At 67.4% G+C, this 18,987-nt stretch carries 16 protein-coding genes; 9 read left to right on the forward strand and 7 right to left on the reverse strand.

The window, feature by feature from the left end; translation table 11 throughout:
* Positions 1-26: 26 nt before the first annotated feature.
* Positions 27-2,711: a TonB-dependent receptor gene (locus AB4Z00_RS09630; RefSeq protein ID WP_442045756.1), complete on the reverse strand. Its 2,685-nt coding sequence runs from the start codon at positions 2,709-2,711 to the stop codon at positions 27-29.
* Between the two features lie 165 nt (positions 2,712-2,876).
* Between AB4Z00_RS09630 and AB4Z00_RS09635 the strand changes: the two genes are divergently transcribed.
* From AB4Z00_RS09635 to AB4Z00_RS09650, 4 genes are read left to right on the forward strand one after another with little or no spacing between them, the layout of a single operon-like run.
* Entirely contained in the window at positions 2,877-3,794 is a 918-nt protein-coding gene (locus AB4Z00_RS09635) for a dihydrodipicolinate synthase family protein (RefSeq protein ID WP_442045757.1), read from the forward strand.
* Positions 3,795-3,796: 2 nt separating this feature from the next.
* Entirely contained in the window at positions 3,797-4,963 is a 1,167-nt protein-coding gene (locus tag AB4Z00_RS09640) for a mandelate racemase/muconate lactonizing enzyme family protein (protein WP_442045971.1), read from the forward strand.
* Between the two features lie 48 nt (positions 4,964-5,011).
* Positions 5,012-5,734 carry an IclR family transcriptional regulator gene (locus tag AB4Z00_RS09645; RefSeq protein WP_442045758.1) on the forward strand — a complete coding sequence of 241 codons (723 nt, stop codon included), beginning with the start codon at positions 5,012-5,014 and terminating at the stop codon, positions 5,732-5,734.
* Between the two features lies 1 nt (position 5,735).
* Positions 5,736-7,031 (forward strand): MFS transporter, encoded by a 1,296-nt coding sequence (locus AB4Z00_RS09650; protein ID WP_442045759.1) that lies wholly within the window; start codon positions 5,736-5,738, stop codon positions 7,029-7,031.
* Positions 7,032-7,041: 10 nt separating this feature from the next.
* Here AB4Z00_RS09650 and AB4Z00_RS09655 read toward each other — a convergent pair whose 3' ends face one another.
* The gene (locus AB4Z00_RS09655; RefSeq protein WP_442045760.1) at positions 7,042-8,064 is read right to left on the reverse strand and encodes an alpha/beta hydrolase; all 1,023 of its coding nucleotides are present in this window, start codon (positions 8,062-8,064) and stop codon (positions 7,042-7,044) included.
* A gap of 278 nt (positions 8,065-8,342) precedes the next feature.
* Between AB4Z00_RS09655 and AB4Z00_RS09660 the strand changes: the two genes are divergently transcribed.
* Complete coding sequence (locus AB4Z00_RS09660) at positions 8,343-9,179, forward strand: class I SAM-dependent methyltransferase (RefSeq protein ID WP_442045761.1); 837 nt, start codon at positions 8,343-8,345, stop codon at positions 9,177-9,179.
* A 15-nt stretch (positions 9,180-9,194) separates the two neighbouring features.
* On the opposite strand, the gene AB4Z00_RS09665 is transcribed toward AB4Z00_RS09660, so the two are convergent.
* A complete protein-coding gene (locus AB4Z00_RS09665; RefSeq protein WP_442045762.1) occupies positions 9,195-10,628 on the reverse strand; it encodes an MFS transporter in 1,434 nt (477 codons plus the stop codon).
* Positions 10,629-10,694: 66 nt separating this feature from the next.
* On the reverse strand, positions 10,695-11,108 hold the full coding sequence (locus tag AB4Z00_RS09670; RefSeq protein ID WP_132266038.1) for a GFA family protein: 414 nt from the start codon (positions 11,106-11,108) through the stop codon (positions 10,695-10,697).
* Positions 11,109-11,383: 275 nt separating this feature from the next.
* Between AB4Z00_RS09670 and AB4Z00_RS09675 the strand changes: the two genes are divergently transcribed.
* Genes AB4Z00_RS09675 through AB4Z00_RS09685 form a run of 3 tightly spaced genes read left to right on the forward strand, consistent with a single transcriptional unit; the run spans position 11,384 to position 15,218 of the window.
* Complete coding sequence (locus AB4Z00_RS09675; RefSeq protein ID WP_442045763.1) at positions 11,384-11,905, forward strand: 2Fe-2S iron-sulfur cluster-binding protein; 522 nt, start codon at positions 11,384-11,386, stop codon at positions 11,903-11,905.
* Positions 11,902-12,888: an FAD binding domain-containing protein gene (locus AB4Z00_RS09680; RefSeq protein ID WP_442045764.1), complete on the forward strand. Its 987-nt coding sequence runs from the start codon at positions 11,902-11,904 to the stop codon at positions 12,886-12,888. Before AB4Z00_RS09675 ends, AB4Z00_RS09680 begins: the two co-directional genes overlap by 4 nt.
* Positions 12,885-15,218, forward strand: coding sequence for a xanthine dehydrogenase family protein molybdopterin-binding subunit (locus tag AB4Z00_RS09685; RefSeq protein ID WP_442045765.1), 2,334 nt, complete (start codon positions 12,885-12,887; stop codon positions 15,216-15,218). Before AB4Z00_RS09680 ends, AB4Z00_RS09685 begins: the two co-directional genes overlap by 4 nt.
* Positions 15,219-15,294: 76 nt before the next feature.
* Here the strand turns inward: AB4Z00_RS09685 and AB4Z00_RS09690 are convergent, their stop codons facing one another.
* The 3 genes from AB4Z00_RS09690 to AB4Z00_RS09700 are packed head-to-tail and all read right to left on the reverse strand — an operon-like array spanning position 15,295 to position 16,027.
* Positions 15,295-15,537 (reverse strand): DUF3253 domain-containing protein, encoded by a 243-nt coding sequence (locus AB4Z00_RS09690; RefSeq protein WP_442045766.1) that lies wholly within the window; start codon positions 15,535-15,537, stop codon positions 15,295-15,297.
* Positions 15,537-15,827 carry a UvrB/UvrC motif-containing protein gene (locus tag AB4Z00_RS09695; RefSeq protein ID WP_132266028.1) on the reverse strand — a complete coding sequence of 97 codons (291 nt, stop codon included), beginning with the start codon at positions 15,825-15,827 and terminating at the stop codon, positions 15,537-15,539. The genes AB4Z00_RS09690 and AB4Z00_RS09695 overlap by 1 nt, the downstream gene beginning before the upstream one ends.
* Positions 15,824-16,027 carry a hypothetical protein gene (locus AB4Z00_RS09700; RefSeq protein ID WP_442045767.1) on the reverse strand — a complete coding sequence of 68 codons (204 nt, stop codon included), beginning with the start codon at positions 16,025-16,027 and terminating at the stop codon, positions 15,824-15,826. Before AB4Z00_RS09700 ends, AB4Z00_RS09695 begins: the two co-directional genes overlap by 4 nt.
* A 188-nt stretch (positions 16,028-16,215) precedes the next feature.
* Between AB4Z00_RS09700 and AB4Z00_RS09705 the strand changes: the two genes are divergently transcribed.
* Positions 16,216-18,930, forward strand: a complete 2,715-nt coding sequence (locus tag AB4Z00_RS09705; RefSeq protein WP_442045768.1) for a cation-transporting P-type ATPase — start codon at positions 16,216-16,218, stop codon at positions 18,928-18,930.
* Positions 18,931-18,987: the final 57 nt, after the last annotated feature.

Consider the following 18,987-nt stretch of genomic DNA (forward strand, 5'->3'; position numbering starts at 1 on the left):
GCTTCCCTTTCGGCCGTTCGCGTCCGTCAGAACTTCATGCTGACGCTGGCCTTGTACATACGCCCGAAGAACAGGTTGGTGCGCAAGGCGTCCTGCGTGCCGTCATACGTGCGCTGGTGCTCGTTGAGGATGTTGTTGGCCTCCAGGTTGAGCGAGACGCTGGGCGTGATGTCGTACCGGAACGTCGCCGAAAGGTCGGTGTAATTGTCGTTGTAGATGCCGGTTCCGGCAGCCGAGAGGCTGACGAGGTAGGCATCGCGCCAGTTGTAGGCGACGCGCAGGCTGACCGGCCCCTTCTCGTAATAGCCCACGAGATTGACGTTGTTCTTGGAAAGTCCCGGGAAGGCCAGGGTGCGGCCCACCACGTCGCGGATCGGTGTGGTGGAGTCGATGTAGGAGTACGTCGCCATCAGGCCGAAGCCGTCGAACGGATCCGGCAGGAAGTAGAACGGCAACTGCACCAGTGCCTCCAGTCCCTTCACTTTGGCGCCGTCGCCGTTGACGCGGCGGTTGATGAGGTAGTTCACGCCGCCGTAGACTTCCGCGCTCTGTTCCGAGACGATGAAGGTCGAGACGTCCTTGTAGAACAGACCCAGCGAGGCCATCGCCTGGCGGCCGAAGTAGTATTCCAGCGATCCGTCGAACTGGTAGGCCTTGTAGGGATCGAGATCCGGCGCGCCGCCGTTGCCGGTGCCGGGCGTGATCTGCACCCCGTCCACGAAGACCGCCGTGTTGAACAGGGTCAGACCGTTGTTGAGGTCCGCGGTATTGGGGAAGGCCAGGACTTTGGCTGCGCCCAGGCGCAGCACCAGCCCGTCGGCGATGTCGGCCTTCACGGTTGCGGAAGGCAGCCATTCGTTGTCGTTGCGGCGGAACGTGGTGGGCGTGGCCGCGCCGGTGCTGCTGATCAGGTTGCCGATCGAGGTCAGCCCCCGATGCAGATAGCGCAGGCCGATGTTGCCGCTCAGGCTGAATCCGCCCTGGGTGGCGAATTCCAGCTTGCCGTAGCCTTCGTAGAAGTTCTCCTTGATCTCGTAAGTCCCGGCCTGCGACGTCGTCGTGGCGGTCGGGTTGAGGCAGGCGGCGGCCTGGGATACTTGCGGGAAGTCCGTCCAGCTGCTGCATCCGCCCGTGATGAGGTCGGTGGCGACGAGATAGGATCGCGGCAGGCCGGCGAAGTCGCCGCTGGCGAAGTCCGGATTGGAGCGCAGGCGGACGTAATCGCCCAACTGGGTCGCCGGGATGCCGCCGGCCGGGCGAATGTCCGCCAGCGAAGGGTTGGCGCGGGTGTCGAGCCGCTGGTAGCGCGCGCCGACGCGCAGCTTGTCGAGGAAGCCGTCGCCCAGCTTGAAGTCCCAGTCGTTGCGCAGCGCCGTGGCCTCGGTGCGGGCGCGGTAGAGGTTGTCGAACAGGATCGTGAAGCGAAGCTGGGCAGGATCGGTCAGGTCGATGCCGTTGATCGAATAGGCGCCCAGGTCGCCGCTGGAGAGATCGAAGTCGATCGTCGGCGTGATCCCGGCGACCGGCTGCAGGCGCAAGTAGTTCTGGTCGTAGCTGGAGGTGGAGCGGTTGTACGAGACTTCGGCGCTGGTGTGGATCGTGTCCGTCACCTCGAAGTCGCCGTGCAGCGCGGTAGACCAGGTATCGGCCTTGGTCTTGGCATATTCGGTGTTGGTCAGGACCGGCGCGGTGGACCGGCCGGAGATCAGCACGTTGTCCGGCGAATACGTCGCATTGGTGAGGCCCACCAACGGGTTGAACGAGAGCCAATAGCGTTCGCGGTCGGAAACCAGCTTGGAATAGAAGCTGTCCAGCGTCAGTTCGATGCCCGGCGAGGGGCGCCACTGGATCACGCCGTCGAGGCCGAACTTGCTGCGCGTCTCGTCGATTTCCTCGGGCCGCGCATCGGAAAGCCCGAAGTGCGTGGCGCCGGCTGCATCGGTGAAGCGGGTATAGCCTGCAAACGTGTCGAGGCCCTGCTGCGAAAGGCGGCGGCGGCCGTAGGAGGCGGAGACGAGGACGCCCAGCGTGTCGTCCGCGAACTTGTGCGAGGCCAGGCCGAACATCTCGTAGCTCGGCTTTTCGGTGAGGTCGTCGTAGCTGATACCGCCGCGGGCGGCGATCTGGTTCGGCCCGTCCAGCGGCATGCGCGTCTCGATATCGACGATGCCGCCCAGCGCGCCGGCGATCTCGTCCGAGCCGGCCAGCTTGGTGACTTGCAGGCGGGAGATCAGTTCGGAAGGCACCAGCGCGAGCAGGCCGTAAGTGGAGCTGCCCAGCTGGTCCAGCCCGGTGCCGCCGCGGCCGGTGGCGTCGAAGATCTCGCGGCCGTTGAACAGATAGACGTTCTGGCGCAGGCCGCGCACGGAAATGTTGGAGCCTTCGCCGATGCCCCGGTCCACCTGGACTCCGGAGACGCGGGCCAGCGATTCCGCCACGTTGCGGTCGGGCAGCTTGCCGATGTCGTCGGCCACGATGGCATCGACGAACTGCATGGAATCGCGCTTGAGATCGCGCGCTGCGCCCAGGCTCTGGCGAATGCCGGTAACGATGATTTCCTGCGCGGCCTCGTCGGAAATCGGCGGATTGGAACCGGTGGCCGGTGCGGCGGCTTCACCGCTCGTTTGCGCCTGCGCGAATGCCGGTGTGCAGCAGGCTGCCGAAACCAGCGCGCTCGACGCCAGCAGGCTGCGAATCACATGCTCCTTCATCGTTCACCCCTCCATTTTCTTCGTTGTCGGCAGGTTTTCGGTCGTGTCACCGCCCTGTCTCTGGAATCGCTAATAAAGCAACATTACTAGTCGTGCAAGCGCATTGACATCTATAAATGAGTGGGTGTACCGCACATATAGCAACAGAAACATCGGGAGGGTTATGTGATCGAACTGAAGGGGGTCCTGCCGATCCTGCCGACGATCTTCACGGAAAGCGGCGCCATCGACGAGGCCGGCACGCGCCGCGTGCTCGACTATATCGTCGAAGCCGGTGCGCAGGGCGTGGTCTTCCCCGGCCTCGCCAGCGAATACGACATGCTGGACCGTGACGAACGGCTGCACCTGACAGCACGGATCGGCGAATGGCTGGATGGCCGCATTCCCTTCGTGGTGGGGGGCAGCACTGAAAATACGGACGAGGCGATCGCTTATGCCGAAGCCGGCGCCCGGGCCGGCGCGCAGGCGGCCATGATCCTGACGCCCAAGGCCTACGCTGCCGATTTCGAAGGGATGAAGCGCTTCTTCGAGGCGGCCCATGCGGGTTCGGGAATTGCGATCATGGTGCAGAACGCGCCGCCGCCGATGGGGATAGGCATGCCGCTGGAGCAAGTCGCGCAACTGGCGCACGAGGTTCCGGGCATCCGCTATGTCAAGGAAGAGGCCGCGCCTTCGGGGCAGCGCATCACCCGCCTCAGCGAACTGGCGGGCGGCTCGCTCGACGCCGTGTTCGGCGGTGCCGGTGCGCGCTACGTGATCGACGAACTCGTGCGCGGCGCGCGCGGGACGATGCCCGCCTGCGAAGTGACCGAACTTCACGTTCGCATGCTGGCCGCGTTCGACGAAGGGCGCGAGCAGAACGCGCGCGATCTGTTCGAGCGGACCTTGCCCCTGCTCAGCATGCAGGCGAATTTCCGCTGGCGTCTGACAAAGGCGGTACTCCAGCGCCGCGGCCTGATCGACAGCACTTACGTTCGCGCACCCGGCCCGGAACTCGATCGCTACGACCGCCTCGAACTCGATGCCTTGCTGGCGCGCCTTGGCGATCTGCTGCCGCCCGGCATGGTGCAAGGAGCAGCGTGACGATGCGGATCGCGGCGGTCGACACCTTCATCGTCACGGTCCCCCGCGACACGCCCTATCTCGGGCCGCTGGGGCCGGGGGAGCGGGTCAACGCGCGCGGCTACCTGGTGCGGAAGGGCAATGGGACGATCTACCCGACGGTGGATCGCTCCATCGTCGTGCGCGTGACAGACGGCGAAGGCAATGTGGGCTGGGGGGAAACCTACGGCATCTGCGCGCCGCGCGCGACATGCGAGATCGTCAACGATCTGCTTGCACCCGTGCTCATGGACGGCGTGGTTTTAGACCCGGCCGAAACGTGGGATCGCCTCTACGATCTCATGCGCGTGCGCGGATGCACGGGCGGTTTTCACGGCGACGCGCTGGCGGCGATCGACATTGCCTTGTGGGATCTGACCGGCAAGCACCGCGGGCTTTCCGTGCGCGAACTGATCGGGCCGGCAGTGCACGGCGCGATCCCCAGCTACCTCTCGGGCCTGCCTGCCGCCACGCTGGACGAGCGGGTCGCCCTGGCCCGCGACTGGCAATCGCGGGGAATGACGGCGTTCAAGTTCGCCGCCGTCGTCAGCCACGAAGGCGTGGTCGAGGAAATGGCCGCCCTGCGCGGCGCGCTCGGTCCCGATGCGGAAGTGCTGATCGACCTGCACTGGAAATTCTCGCCGGAAGAGGCGCGCGCCCTGATCGCCCGGCTCGCACCCTTGCGCCCGGGCTTCGTGGAGGCTCCGCTCAAGCCCGAGGACATGCCGGGGCTGGCGCGGCTGGCGGCGGAGAGCCCGGTTCCGGTGGCGGCCGGCGAGGAGTGGTACACCGCCTATGAATTCGCCAATCGCCTGGCGTTCGGCCCGATCGCCTATGTCCAGCCGGAGATGGGGCACACCGGCCTGACGCAGTTCCTGCGCATCGCTGCCTTGGCCGAGGCCCACGGCGTGGCGGTGGCGCCTCATGCCACCATCGGCGCCGGCATTTTCCTGGCGGCCAGCCTCCATGCCTCGGCCACCCTGCCGGGTCTGTGGAAGCATGAATGGCAGCACTCCGTTTTCGAACGGAACCTGGCGGTGCTCGATACCGATATGACCCACGGACCGGATGGCTATCGCCTGCCGACCGGGCCGGGCCTTGGCGTGCGGCCCAATGCGAAATTCCACGAGCTGGCGGAGCACGTCGCGTGACGGCGCTCCGATTGGCAACGATCGAACCTTGGTGCATAGGACCATGTTGTGCGCGCTAAACTCAATGCCCAGCCGAACCAGAGCCTGATCGATGGCATTGCCACGCTCCAGGCGCTTGCGACATCGCCGGAGCCGGTCGGTTGCCGCGAACTGGCGCGGCGGCTGGATGCCGATCCCACCAAGATCAATCGCCTGCTCAAGACGCTGGCCTACCTGGGCATCGCGCGGCAGACCGCCAATCGCAAATATACCGCGGGGGCGGGCATGCATGTCCTGGCGGCGCAGAGCCTCTTCGCCTCCGGCCTGATCCGCCGCGCGCTGCCGGTCCTGGAGGGGCTGCGCCGCTTCGGCCACACCGTGGCGCTGGGCGTGCTGTGGGGAGACAGCGTGAGCTACCTGTTCCACGCGCCGCCGGGCATCGAGGCCTCGGCGGGGCTGGGGCGCATCGGCCTGCTGCCCGCGACGACCAGCGGCATCGGCATCGTTCTCCTGTCCGATCACGACGACGACGAAGTGCGCGATATCTACCGGGACCGCGAGATTCCGATGTTCCCTGATGGGATCGAGCAATTGATCGCCAAGCTCGCCGAAGTGCGCGAGCTGGGCTACGCCCGCGTTCACGTTGCCGACGAACGCGATCATCATGTCGTGGCGGTTTCCACCGGCGACCCGGCCCATGCGGGCCTGGCTTTGTCGGGGTGGATTCCGGAAGCCGCTACCGAGCCGCTCGTCGCGGCGCTTCGCGAGGCCGCGCCCGAGATCGGAGGCTGACATGGCCTCACCCGTTCAGGCCGCCTCCGCTTCGGCCGCTCCCGCGCCGAGCGCGGGTGCCGAGGCCGCTGCCCCTGCCGCGCCCGGCCGCATGCGCTGGGCGATACTGGCGCTGCTCTTCGCTTCCACGGTTCTCAACTACGTGGACCGACAGACGCTCTCGATCCTTGCGCCGATGGTCCAGAAGGACCTCGGCATGGACGATATCGGCTATGCCCAGGTCGTCCAGTTCTTCCTGATCGCCTATACCATCGCCTACCTGCTTGCGGGCTGGCTCACCGACCGACTGGGGACGCGGCTGGCACTGGCGCTGTTCGTGGGCTGGTGGTCGCTGGCCAACATGGCGACGGGTCTGGTCCGCAGCGCCGGAGCGCTGGGCGGCGCGCGCGCCATGCTGGGGCTTGGCGAGGCGGGCAACTACACCGCCGGGCCGAAAGCGATTTCCGAGCACTTTCCGCCGCAGGAGCGGGGCTTCGCCTTCGGTACCTATACTGCCGGCGCCATGGTCGGCGCGACGATCGCCCCGCCGCTGATCGGCTGGCTGGCCCTGACCCAGGGCTGGCGCGCGGCTTTCGTGGTGACGGGGGCGCTGGGCTTCGTGTGGCTCGCAGCCTGGCTGGCGATCTATCCGCGCGGCAAGGTCGGCCCCACCGTGACCGCCGAGCCGACGCTCTGGCGCGCGATCCTGCGCGAACGTCCGCTCTGGGGATTTGCGCTGTCGCGGATGCTGGCCGATCCGGTATGGTACTTCTACTTGTTCTGGTTCCCGAAATACCTGTCCGACGAGCGCGGGCTGAACCTGGCCACGATCGCCGCGACGGCCTGGATCGTCTATCTGGCGGCAGACCTTGGCAGCATCGGCGGCGGCGTCTTCTCCGGCAGGCTGATCCGGCGCGGGATCGACCCGGCGCGCAGCCGTCTCATCGGTCTGGCCGTGGCGGCCGTGCTGGCGCCGGTGGGCATGGCGATCTCGACCGGGCCGGCCATCCCGCTGACTTTCGCAATCGCCGCGGCCGTCGCTTTCGCGCACCTCGTGTTCCAGATCAACCTGAGCACCCTGGTGGTCGATCTGTACCCCACGCGCGTCGTGGCCACGGTGTTCGGCATCGTCGCGGCGGGCAGCGGACTGGGCGGCATCTTCTCTACCCAGCTCGTCGGACGGCTGGCGCAGTCAGGGCACTATGACCAGGTGTTTCTGCTCATGGGCATGCTGCACCCGCTGGCGGCACTGGTGGCCTGGCTTTCGCTGCGCAGCCAGCCGCGCTCGGCACTGCGCTCCCCCGATCAGGCGGACTGAACGGGGCGGCTCAGGAAAGGCCGTTCCGGACCTGCCACTGGCGTGCGAGATCGGGCCAGCGGGCAATCGGCCAGGATGGGTCTGCGCGCAGGCCCAGGCCATGGGCGCCGTCCTCGAACAAGTGCATGTCGATCGCCCCGCCCGATGCGCGCACGGACGCGAACAGCGCGAGCGCGTGATCGACCGGCACGACGCGGTCATGCACGGCATGGACCAGGAAGATCGGCGGCGTGATCCCCGGCAGCTTGCCGTCGAACGACCACTGGGCAATGTCCTCGGGCGAAGGGTCCGGGCCGAGCAGGGCGAGCCGCGAGCCGACATGGGCGCCGGCCCCGAGCGTGACCACGGGATAGAGCAGGATCGCCCCATCCGGCCGGGTGAGCAGGTGGTCGGCCTCGTCCAGCACCGGATAGGTGCGGTCGTAGACCTTGACGCAGAGGCTGAGCGCGAGGTGCCCGCCCGCGGAGCCGCCCATCACGGTGATCCGCTTGGGATCGACGCTCCACCGCCCGGGACCGCCCGCGCGGATCAGCCGCATGGCGCGCTGCGCGTCCTGAAGCGCCACCAGCGCCTTGCCGCCCCAGCGGTCCGCTGGAAGCCTGTAACGCAGCACGAATGCCGCGACGCCCTGCGCATTCATCCAGCGCGCGGATTCGTACCCTTCGCGGTCGATGCCGACGCGCGAATAGCCGCCGCCCGGCACGATCAGCACGGCCGCCCCGGTCGGGTTGGCGGCGGCGAAATAGGACAGGGTGGGCCGGGTGACATGCTCGGCCACGCGGTAGCGAAGGCCGGCGTTGTCCCACTGGTCGTCCACGGATTCCGTCACTTGCGGCACCGGGCCTCCGGGCATCCGGCGTTCCGGCCAGAGGGGAAGGACGAGATCGGGTTCGCGGGTGTCCTTCGAGAAGCCGAGGATCTCGGTTGCCGAAGTTTCCGCCTGGGCCAGCGCGTGCGGCGCTGCGAGCGCGCCTGACAGCAGGGTGGCGCCCGCCAGCAGATCGCGGCGGGACGGCTTGGGCAGGTCTGTCATTTGCGGCGTATTCCTCCCTCTCCCTGGGCCTCCTGGCTCCAGGCGAAGAGTGCGGGTTTGTGGCGTAGTTAGCAATATGAATTTGCGGCCAATTCGATAAATGCGCCAAATGATCCGATCATACGGTCATAATCGTGGCTATATATGCAACGGTGGTCCGCGCCGTTCCGGGCACCGCCGCCCGTCACCCTTACCCCGAAAAGACGAAGTTTACCGTCAGGGATAGGTGATATTCTCCGCGCACAAGCCGAGGATCGGCCCGACCGTGGAGAGCTGGGATGCAGGAGGACAATAGCGCGAAGCCGCAGAATGCGAACAAGGCCCTGTGGGAGAAAGGCGATTTCACCCGTCTTGCCGCAACCATGCGGGAAAGCGGTGAGGATCTGGTCGACTGGATCGCGCCCGAGCCGGGCATGGAGGTGCTCGATCTCGGCTGCGGCGACGGCACGACGGCGGTTCCGGCGGCGCGGCGCGGCGCGCATGTGCTGGGCGTGGACATTGCCTCCAACCTCGTTGCCGCTGGCAATGCCCGGGCGCGCGCGGAGGGGCTGGAGAACTTGCGCTTCGAGGAGGGCGACGCCAGCGCGCTGACCGGGCTGGGCGATGCCCGTTTCGATCTGGTGGTCAGCATCTTCGGCGCGATGTTCGCGCCGCGTCCGCACGATGTCGCCGCCGAGATGGTTCGCGTCTGCCGGCCCGGCGGAAGGATCGTCATGGGGAACTGGATACCCGGCGATCCGACGCTGGTTGCCATGGTGCTGAAGACATGCGCCGCTTTCATGCCGCCGCCGCCCGAGGGCTTCGTCAGCCCGGTGAGCTGGGGCCAGGAAGACCTCGTGCGCGAACGCTTCGGTGCCGCGGGCATCGCACCGGAGCGGATCGCCTGCGAAAGGGCGACCTATACCTTTCGCTATCCCGGAACGGCTGCGGCGTTCCTCGCCGTCTTCCGTGACTACTACGGACCGACGATGAACGCTTTCGACGCGGCGGGGCGAGACGGCCGGCGGGACGCGTTGCAGGCGGAACTGGAGGCGCTCTTCGAGGCCGAAAACCGGGGCACGGCCGGGCAGACGGTGATACCTGCGACATATCTGCGCGTGACCGTCGAGAGGTAAGGCTCCAGAGGTGGCTCACGGCGCGGCGGGGGCGGCGGCCGGGGTGCCGCTTTCGAGTGTGAACAGGGCGACGAGACCCGATGCCACTGCAAGAACGGCTGCGACGATTGCGGCGGCCTGGAATGCCGCAGTGAGTTCCGCCGCGGAGACGGCGATGACCGCGCCGGCCACTGCGGTGGCGACGAGCCCGCCGGTGCGGGCAATCGCGCTGTTGAAGCCCGAGGCGGTGCCGGTATGGCGCTCGTCCACCGAGGAAAGCACGGCAGTGGTCAGCGGTGCCACCGCGCCGGCCATGCCCAGCGCAATCACGGCGATGCCGGGCAGGATGCTGGTCCAGTAACTGGCCGTGGGATCTGCGCGCATCATCAGGGCGAAGCCGGCGCCGGTGACGATGGGGCCAAGAGTGAGCGGCCAGCGCGGGCCGATGCGCTCGGTCAGGCGCCCGGCAAGGCGCGAGACGGTGCCGATCACTATCGAGAACGGCAGGAGCGCGAAGCCGGCCTGGGTCGGGCTATAGTGTCCGCCGACGATCAGCAGGTAGGGCAGCAGCATCAGCAAGCCGCCCAGCGCGCCGTAGAGCAGCAGGGTCAGCAGGGTCAGGCCCACGAAGGGGCGGGAGGCGAACAGGGCCAGCGGCATCATCGCGCGCTCGCCCAGGCGGCGTTCCGTCATGATGAACAGGGCCAGCAGCAGGATACCCGCCCCCAGCCCGATCCAGGTTCCGGTCGATGCCGCGTGATGGCTGGACCACAAGGTCAGCGCCCAGGTGATCGCGCCGAGGGCGGCGGTCGCCAGCAGTGCGCCCGTCCAGTCGAGCGGTTCCCGCCCCTTTTCGCTCTCCTCCACATAGCGCCAGGCCACCAGGATCGCCGCGGCGGCCACCGGGATGTTGAGGTAGAAGATCGCGCGCCAGCCGACGCAGTCCACCAGCCAGCCGCCGAGCGGCGGGCCGACGGCGCTGGCGATGGCGCCTGCCGCTGCCCAAGTGCCGACGGCGCGCCCCCGGGCCTCGCCCTCGAACGAACTGCCCAGGATGCCGAGGCTGTTTGGCATGAGCATGGCCGCACCGATGCCCTGCGCCGCGCGCGCGGCCAGCAGCATCGCCAGGTCCTGGGCAAGGGCACAAGCGATCGAGGCAAGCGTGAACAGCACGATGCCCGTCACCAGGGCCCGCTTGCGCCCGAAGTGATCGCCCGCGGCGCCGCCCAGCAGCAGCAGCGCCGAGAGCGGCAGGAGATAGGCGTTGATGACCCAGGGCAGGCTGGCGGCGTCTCCGCTGAGTTCCTGGCCGATGGCGGGCAGGGCGACATTGGTCACCGAGCCGTCGATGAAGGCCAGGCTGGATGCCAGCATCGTCGCCGCAATCGTCCAGCGCGGATGGGCGACGGTCTTGCCTTTGCGCGCCACGGCCTGGCCGCTGTCGCAATCGGTGGTGGGCAGGGCGGTCATGATGCCTCGGGCAAATTCAGCAAGGGCGAGGGCGGCAGGGCGGGCAGGGCAAGGCTGCCATGTCCGTCAGAGGTGCCGGGTTTCGGCAGGGGGATGCTGCCAGTCGTCATGCAGACCGTCCATGTAGACCAGGGGGGCGGAGACCAGGTCCCCGACCGGCAGATCGTCCAGCGCGGCAAGATGAACGGTGACGAAGTCTCCGCCCATCGCTTCGATATGGCCGTGACCGTGGGTCGCGATCCCGCAGACCGAGCAGAAGCGGTGATGACCTTCGCCCCAGTCGCCCGACTTGCCGTAGTCCGCCAGTTTCCCGTCTCCGCTCAGCAGGCGGAAATCGCCGGGGGCGAGATGGCCGGCGTTCCACATGCGCTGTTTCCAGCAGAACGTGCAGTTGCACTTGCCCGTCCCCAGGTCGAGATCGATGTCCGCTTCGAAAGTAACCGCCTTGCAGTGGCAGCTGCCATGATAGGTTTTCTTCATGATCCCGAGCGCTCCTCCGGCCCTGCTAACCCGCCGTCCCGGCCGGTCGTGCCGAAGGAACAACTCGGCGGCTCTGCATTGGTGCCGGACCATTTGCGGCGGTCTGCCGCGCAAAACGCCGCATTGGTCTCGCCCTGGATGCGGCCCGGCTGTTTTTCGCGGTTTTCCTCAAGTCATGCACTTGGCGGCGGGCACCAATCGACCGGGATCGAGTTGATCTGAGAGCGCGGTCTTCCCGCGCCTCAAAAATGCTGCCCCTCGAGAGGCCGATCACCATGACGATACTTGTAAACGGCGCTGCCCTGGACGCTCCGCACGATGCGCGGGTATCGCTGCTGGACTTCCTGCGCGAGACTTGCGGGCTTTCCGGGACCAAGAAAGGCTGCGACCAGGGTGCCTGCGGAGCCTGCACCGTGCTGGTCGACGGGGAGCGGATACTCTCGTGCCTCTCTCTGGCCGTGCAGTATGAGGGGCGCTCGATCACGACGATCGAGGGGCTGGGCCAGCCCGGCCGGTTGCACCCCCTGCAGCAGGCCTTCGTGGAACATGACGGCTTTCAGTGCGGATACTGCACGCCCGGCCAGATCTGCTCCGCCGTGGGCATGGCTGCCGAGATTGCGCGCGGCGTGCCAAGCCATGTCACGATCGATCTGGGGGGCGAGGACATCCTGCTCAGCCACGAGGAACTGCGCGAGCGCATGAGCGGCAACTTGTGCCGCTGCGGCGCCTACAACGGCATCGTCGAGGCCATCGCCGAGACTTACGGGGCGGAAACGATGGCGGAGGCTGCGGAATGACCCCGTTCACGTATATGCGGGCCAGCGATGCGGCGTCGGCGGTTCTCAAGGGCGGCGCGGCGGGTGCCCGGTATCTCGGCGGCGGCACCAACCTCGTCGACCTGATGCGCGAGAACATCGAGACGCCCGAAAGCCTCGTCGACGTGACCGGGCTGCCGGGTGGGATCGATGAGCTGCCCGGTGGCGGGCTGCTGATCGGTGCTGCCGTGCGCAACACAGCGCTGGCCGAGCACCGGGCGGTCCGTCTGCGTTATCCGATGCTGGCGCGCGCCATCCTGGCCGGCGCGAGCGGGCAGATCCGCAACATGGCGACTGTCGGGGGCAACATCCTGCAGCGTACCCGCTGTTCCTATTTCTACGACGAGGCCGGATCGCGCTGCAACAAGCGCCATCCGGGAGAAGGCTGCGACGCGGTGGGCGGCTTCAACCGCAATCACGCCATTCTGGGCGCCTCTTCCGCTTGCGTCGCCGTCCACCCTTCCGACATGTGCGTCGCACTGGCGGCGCTCGACGCCGTGGTCCATATGCGCGGAAACGGCGGCGAACGGCGCCTTGCCTTCACGGCTTTGCACCGTCTCCCGGGCGAGTTGCCGGACGTCGATACCATGCTCCAGCCGGGCGAACTCATCACCGCAGTCGAGCTACCGCCGATGCCATTCGCCGCGCGCTCCACTTACCGCAAGGTGCGGGACCGTTCGAGCTATGCCTTCGCGCTGGTTTCCGTGGCGGCGGCGCTCGATATCGAGGGCGGGCAAGTGCGCGACGTGCGCATCGCACTGGGCGGTGTGGCGCACAAACCGTGGCGGGCCGAGCGAGCCGAGGCCCTGCTGCGCGGCGGTCCGCTGTCGGCCACCAGTTTCGCTGCCGCTGCCGAGGCGGAACTGGCTTCGGCGCAGGCGCTTTCGGGCAATGGCTTCAAGATCGATCTGGCACGGCGCACGCTCGTCGCCGTGCTCGAAGACCTTTCAGGAGAGATCGCATGAGCATCGCGAGCGACGCCAAGCAGGCGCTGCAGGGCGCGGTTCAGGGCGTCATGGCGAAAGCGGTCGCCCTCGCGCCGGACAGCTGGATCCCCGGAGGCGAGCCCGATCCTTTGATCCGCGAGCGTTACGGCCATGTCGGCAAGCCGCTGTCGCGTATCGACGGTCCCCTCAAGGTGGCCGGCCGGGCTACGTTCGCGGCGGAGTTTCCGCTGGAGGACATGGTCTACGCCTCACTGGTGTTCAGCACGATCGCCAAGGGGCGTATTGCGGCGATGGACACTTCCCACGCAGAGACGGCGCCCGGCGTGGTGGCGGTGATGGACCACCGCAATGCCCCGCGCCTTGCTCCGCCCCCTGTCTTCATGTCGGCGCCGAAGGCCGCCAATGGCGACAATCTGCCGATCATGCAGGAAAGCGAGGTCAACTGGAACGGCGAGCCGGTCGCCGTCGTGCTGGCGGAAACGCAGGAGCAGGCCGACCACGCCGCATCGCTGGTCCGCGTGACCTTCGAGGCGGCTCCGGCCCTGACCTCGCTGGACGAGGCGCGCGAACAAGGCACCAAGCCGGCCCTGTTCATGGGCCAACCGCTTCATGACGAGCGCGGCGATGCCGAAGCGGCGCTTGCCGCGGCCGAAGTGAAAGTGGACGCGCTCTACACGACGCCGCGCCACAACCACAATGCCATCGAACTGCACGGGGTGACCGTGGCCTGGCAGGGCGATGTGCTGCGTATTCATGACGCGTCGCAGCTGGTGGCCCATACCGCCTGGTCCATCGGCCAGATGTTCGACATGCCGGAGGACAAGGTCATCGTCACCTCGCCCTTCGTGGGCGGGGGCTTCGGGGGCAAGTGTCTCTGGCAGCACCAGGTGCTGGCCGCGCTCGCCGCGAAGCTGTGCCGTCGTCCGGTGCGCCTCGTCCTCTCGCGCGAGGGCGTCTACCGGGTGGTGGGCGGGCGCTCGCCGACCGAGCAACGGGTGGCGCTCGGCGCGGATCGCGAGGGTCACCTCAAGGCGCTTGTCCATACCGGCGTGACCGTCAAAACTGCCAGCAACGCCATGCCGGAACCCTTCATCCTGCCCACCCGCAGCGCCTATGCTTCCGAGACGCTCAAGCTGGACGTGCAGGTGGTGGAACTCGACATGCTCGCCAACACCTTCATGCGAGCGCCCGGGGAGTCGGTGGGAACGTTCGCCCTGGAGAGCGCCATGGACGAATTGGCCGAGGCGCTGAACATCGATCCTGTGGAACTGCGCATCCGCAACGAGCCCGAAAAAGACCCGAGTTCCGGCCTGCCGTTTTCCTCGCGCCATATCGTCGAGGCCTGGCGCACGGGCGCGGAGCGCTTCGGCTGGGATCGCCGCGACCCGCGCCCCGGCCTGCGCCGTGAGGGAGAGTGGCTGGTCGGCATGGGATGCGCCACCGGGACTTACCCCTATTACCGCATGGGCGGCGGCGCGGCCCGGATCACCCTGATGCAGGATGGGCAGGCGGTGGTCGATATCGCCGCGCACGAGATGGGCATGGGCACCGCCACGGCGCAGACCCAGGTCGCCGCCGAAAGGCTGGGCCTGCCTATCGAGGCCGTGCGCTTCAACTATGGCGATTCCACTCTGCCGGGCGTGGTGCTGGCGGGCGGATCGCAGCAGACCGCCGCTATCGGCGCCTCCGTGGGTGCCGCTCATCGCGAACTCGTGAAACAACTGCTCAAGCTGGCGGGCAATGATTCCCCTCTCGCCGGTCTCAAGCCGGATGACGTGATCAGCCGCGACCAGGGGCTGTGCAAGGCCGATGAGACCGCGCGGCACGAGAGCTATGCCTCGATCCTGTCACGTGCGCAGCAGCCGTCGGTAAGCGTGGAGGCCGAAGGGCCGCCGCCGCTGGAGACCATGCACTGGTCGATGCACAGCCACGCGGCGATGTTCTGCGAGGTTCGCGTCAACACGGTCACCGGCGAGCCGCGCGTCAGCCGGTTCCTGGGCTCGTTCGATTGTGGGCGCATCCTCAATCCGAAGACGGCCACCAGCCAGTTCCGCGGCGGCATCATCATGGGGCTGGGGCTGGCCCTGATGGAAGAAGCGCAGTTCGATGAGCGCAAGGGCCGGGTGATGAACCCCAGCCTCTCCGAGTATCATGTGCCCGTGCACATGGACGTGCCCGAGATCGACGTGATCTGGACCGACATTCCGGACCCCCATGCGCCGATGGGCGCTCGGGGCATCGGCGAGATCGGGATCACCGGCACGGCGGCGGCAGTGGCGAATGCTGTCTACAACGCCACCGGCAAGCGCGTGCGCGACTTGCCGCTGACGCTGGACAAACTGCTTTAGGGCGCTGGATCGGCGGGGCGCCTCGGGCGGCGGCGACTTTCGTTCCGATGAACCGGTCTATGGCGCACGATCCGGATCAGTTCGGAGGCAGGCGGCGGATGCGATAGGGGCCGGTCCGGGCCGATAACGGACGGCCTTTCCAGCTTAATCCCACGCGTCTCTCCAGCAGCAGGCAATCGACGGCGGCATGGACCTCGGGCATGGCCTCCCGCCAGGTGTCGCCGGGCGCTATCGCGCGGGCGACTTCGCTTGGACATATGGTCGCCCCCGGTTCGCGGGATGCGAGCAAGGCCAGAGCCGCCGCGCGGGCGTCGTCCATCATTTCCCCCGCGGTTTGCCGCGTGGAGTGCGGCCGGACGTCATCGGATCGGGCCGGGGCGGCGGTTTCCAGCCGGCGGGCGGCGTGCTGCGTTGCTGGTTGGTTCCGAGCCCCATCGCGCCGGGGCGCTGGCGTTGCAATCCCGACAGATCGGCGCGCTCGACCTCTTCCGCGCCGGCGCCGCCGCGCAGGAGGCTGATCTTGTCCCGGCAGCGCTTCGCTTCCTCGAAGTCCAGGGCGCTGGCCGCTTCCTCCATCTTGCGCTGCAGGTTTTCGATCGTCTCGGTCATGGATGCTGAACGCGCGGCGACCCTTCCGGTGCCTGCAATCGCGGATGAACGCGCGAACCGCCGCGTTCCAAACCGAACCTCACCAGGAGTTCGGCTGGAATCGCGACCAGTATCTCCTCATTCCTGCAGGTTGTCGCTTCACTGGAATGCGTAATCCGGTCGCTGCCGCGCAGCATCGAGAACATTTCGTTCCATTCCATTGGCTGCGTTTCGATCGGATTATTGGAATTATCATCTTGCACTTCGGTGATTGTGCAATGCAAGATTGTCGCGCATCATCTTCATGTAATCTCGGTCTGTTTTACAGACTGTCATTCCTATTACCTTGTCAGCACCTTGATCGCGGCAGCCAGCGGCAGGATCGCCAGGGTTTCGAAAAGGGGACAGCATGAACCGGTCCGTCGCCAATCCCTCAAGCCCTGTGGCCGAGGCCCCGTGGCATGCCCTGGACGGCCGGCAAGTGCTGGACGAACTCGGCGCCGCGCCAGAGGGGCTGTCGCACGAGCAGGCGGCAGCGCGTTTGCTGCAATATGGACCCAATAGCCTCCCCGAAACCGCGCGGGTGCATCCCTTGCGGCGCTTCCTCATGCAGTTTCACAATCCTCTGATCTATTTCCTGATCGCGGCGGGGCTGGCAGCGTTCCTGCTGGGGCATCCGGTGGACGCATCGGTCATCATGCTGGTGGTGGTGGTCAATGCCATCGTCGGCTTCGTGCAGGAGGGCCGGGCGGAGGAATCGCTGAACGGCATGCGCGCGTTGCTCTCTCCCCACGCCGTCGTGCTGCGAGGGGGAGAGCGAGCCTCGGTCGATGTGGCGGATCTCGTGCCGGGAGACATCGTGCTGCTGGAGCCGGGAGACCGCGTCCCTGCCGATTTGCGCTTGCTCAAGGCGCGAGGTCTCGCCATCGAGGAAGCCGCGCTCACCGGCGAATCCGTCGCGGCGGAAAAAGGGGAAGGGGCCGTTCCCGTCGACGCGCCGCTGGGCGACCGCGCCTCGATGGCCTTTTCCGGTACGCTGGTGGCCAAGGGGCAGGCCACCGGCCTGGTCGTCGGCACGGGCAGCGCGACCGAGATCGGGCGTATCAGCGGCATGCTCCAGGCGGTGCCGGTGCTGGTGACGCCGCTGATCCGGCAGATCAACCGCTTCTCGCATCAGCTTACTTTCACCATCCTGGGCGCTTCGGTGCTGCTGTTCATCTTCGCGGTCCTGGTGCGCGGCTTCGCCTGGGACGATGCGCTGATCTCGATCGTGGCGGTGGCCGCCGGCGCCATTCCGGAAGGTCTGCCTGCCGTCATCACCATCACCCTGGCCATCGGCGTGCGGCGGATGGCTGCGCGCAAGGCGGTGATCCGCAAGTTGCCCGCCGTGGAAACGCTGGGCGCCACCTCGGTCATCTGCACCGACAAGACCGGCACACTCACGCGCAACGAGATGACCGTGCGCCACGTCTTCACCGCTTCGAGTGCACTGGAGGTATCCGGTTCCGGCTATGCGCCGCAGGGCATGATCGCGGCCGATCCGCTGGACGCCCCCGCTGGCGGGCAAGTCGATGGCGGCGATGCGGCGGCGATCATCCGCTGCGGCATGTTGTGCAACGATGCCAGCCTGCGCGAGGAGTCCGGCGTGTGGAGCGTGGCGGGCGATCCGATGGAAGGCGCATTGCTCGCGCTGGGGATGAAAGCGGGGATGGACCCTGCCCGGGTGGCCGCCGAATGGCCCCGGCTGGACGAGATCCCCTTCGATGCCGACTATCGCTACATGGCGACGCTTCACCGCGGGCCGAGCGGCGATCATGTGGTCTTCGTCAAGGGCGCGCCCGAGGCTGTGCTGGCTCTGGCGGGCGGGCAGGCCGATCCTTCCCGATGGGACCGGCTGGCCGCCCGCGCGGCGGCCCAGGGCGAGCGCTTGCTGGGCTTCGCCATGCTGACTTTGCCGACCGCCCGGGACCGGCTGCGCTTCGAGGATCTTCAGGGGCTGACGATGCTCGGGCTCATGGGCTTCATCGATCCGCCGCGCGAAGAGGCGCGCCGCGCCATCGCCGAGTGCCGCAGCGCCGGCATCGCGGTGAAGATGATCACCGGAGACCATGTCGAGACCGCGCGCGCCATCGCCCGCCAGCTCGATCTCGCGGACGATCCGGTGGCGATCTCCGGCGCGGAACTGGAGCGGCTGAGCGACGCCGAACTCATGGAGGTGGTGGGCGGCGTCAGCGTCTTCGCGCGGGCCAGCCCGGAGCACAAGCTGCGCATCGTGCGGGCGCTGCAGGCGCGGGGCGCCATCGTGGCGATGACCGGAGACGGCGTGAACGATGCGCCTTCGCTCAAGCAGGCCGATGTCGGCACCGCCATGGGCCTCACCGGCACCGAAGCCGCGCGCGAGGCGTCGCAGATGGTCCTGCTGGACGACAATTTCGCCTCCATCGTCGCGGCCGTGAACGAGGGGCGCACGGTCTACGACAATTTGCGCAAGGTCATCGCCTGGACCCTGCCGACCAACGGCGGCGAGGCCATGCTGATGGTGCTGGCGATCCTGGCCGGCTTCACCCTGCCGATGACGGCGACGCAGATCCTCTGGATCAACCTTGTCACCACGATCACGCTGGGCCTCGTGCTTGCCTTCGAGCCGCCTGAAACCGAAGTGATGCAGCGCCCGCCACGCCGGGCCGACGCCTCCCTGCTCTCACCATTCCTGCTGTGGCGGATCGTGTTCGTCTCCCTGCTGTTCACCGGCCTGATGCTGCTGGTGTTCTTTGGCGCCCTGGCCCGGGGCGAGGATGTAGAGACGGCGCGCACGCTGGTGGTCAACATGCTGGTGGTGGGGGAGATCTTTTACCTCTTCAACGTGCGCTACCTGCACATGCGGTCGCTGACCCTGCGCGGCGCGCTGGGAACGCCGTCCGTGCTGCTTTCGGTCGGCGCGGTGGTGTTGGCGCAGTTCGCCTTTACCTACCTGCCGGTAATGCACGAGGTGTTCGATACGCGGTCCGTGTCGCTGTTCGACGGCGTGATCATCGTCCTGCTCGGGGTGCTGCTTTTCGCCGTACTGGAAGCGGAGAAGTGGATCATGAAGCGGTTGGACTGGTTCGAGGACCTCCATTCCTGATCCAGGCGGCGGCCTGCGGGCCTCCCGCGCGGCCCGCAGGGCGTGCCGATAGGCGCG

This window comes from Novosphingobium sp. YAF33 (genome assembly GCF_052113265.1).
Lineage (GTDB): Bacteria > Pseudomonadota > Alphaproteobacteria > Sphingomonadales > Sphingomonadaceae > Novosphingobium.

Coding starts and splice junctions, on each gene's coding strand:
- AB4Z00_RS09630 (WP_442045756.1), bottom strand. CDS start 2,711: ATGAAGGAGCATGTGATTCGCAGCCTGCTGGCGTCGAGCGCGCTGGTT.
- AB4Z00_RS09640 (WP_442045971.1), top strand. CDS start 3,797: ATGCGGATCGCGGCGGTCGACACCTTCATCGTCACGGTCCCCCGCGAC.
- AB4Z00_RS09650 (WP_442045759.1), top strand. CDS start 5,736: ATGGCCTCACCCGTTCAGGCCGCCTCCGCTTCGGCCGCTCCCGCGCCG.
- AB4Z00_RS09655 (WP_442045760.1), bottom strand. CDS start 8,064: ATGACAGACCTGCCCAAGCCGTCCCGCCGCGATCTGCTGGCGGGCGCC.
- AB4Z00_RS09660 (WP_442045761.1), top strand. CDS start 8,343: ATGCAGGAGGACAATAGCGCGAAGCCGCAGAATGCGAACAAGGCCCTG.
- AB4Z00_RS09665 (WP_442045762.1), bottom strand. CDS start 10,628: ATGACCGCCCTGCCCACCACCGATTGCGACAGCGGCCAGGCCGTGGCG.
- AB4Z00_RS09670 (WP_132266038.1), bottom strand. CDS start 11,108: ATGAAGAAAACCTATCATGGCAGCTGCCACTGCAAGGCGGTTACTTTC.
- AB4Z00_RS09675 (WP_442045763.1), top strand. CDS start 11,384: ATGACGATACTTGTAAACGGCGCTGCCCTGGACGCTCCGCACGATGCG.
- AB4Z00_RS09680 (WP_442045764.1), top strand. CDS start 11,902: ATGACCCCGTTCACGTATATGCGGGCCAGCGATGCGGCGTCGGCGGTT.
- AB4Z00_RS09685 (WP_442045765.1), top strand. CDS start 12,885: ATGAGCATCGCGAGCGACGCCAAGCAGGCGCTGCAGGGCGCGGTTCAG.
- AB4Z00_RS09690 (WP_442045766.1), bottom strand. CDS start 15,537: ATGGACGACGCCCGCGCGGCGGCTCTGGCCTTGCTCGCATCCCGCGAA.
- AB4Z00_RS09695 (WP_132266028.1), bottom strand. CDS start 15,827: ATGACCGAGACGATCGAAAACCTGCAGCGCAAGATGGAGGAAGCGGCC.
- AB4Z00_RS09700 (WP_442045767.1), bottom strand. CDS start 16,027: ATGGAATGGAACGAAATGTTCTCGATGCTGCGCGGCAGCGACCGGATT.
- AB4Z00_RS09705 (WP_442045768.1), top strand. CDS start 16,216: ATGAACCGGTCCGTCGCCAATCCCTCAAGCCCTGTGGCCGAGGCCCCG.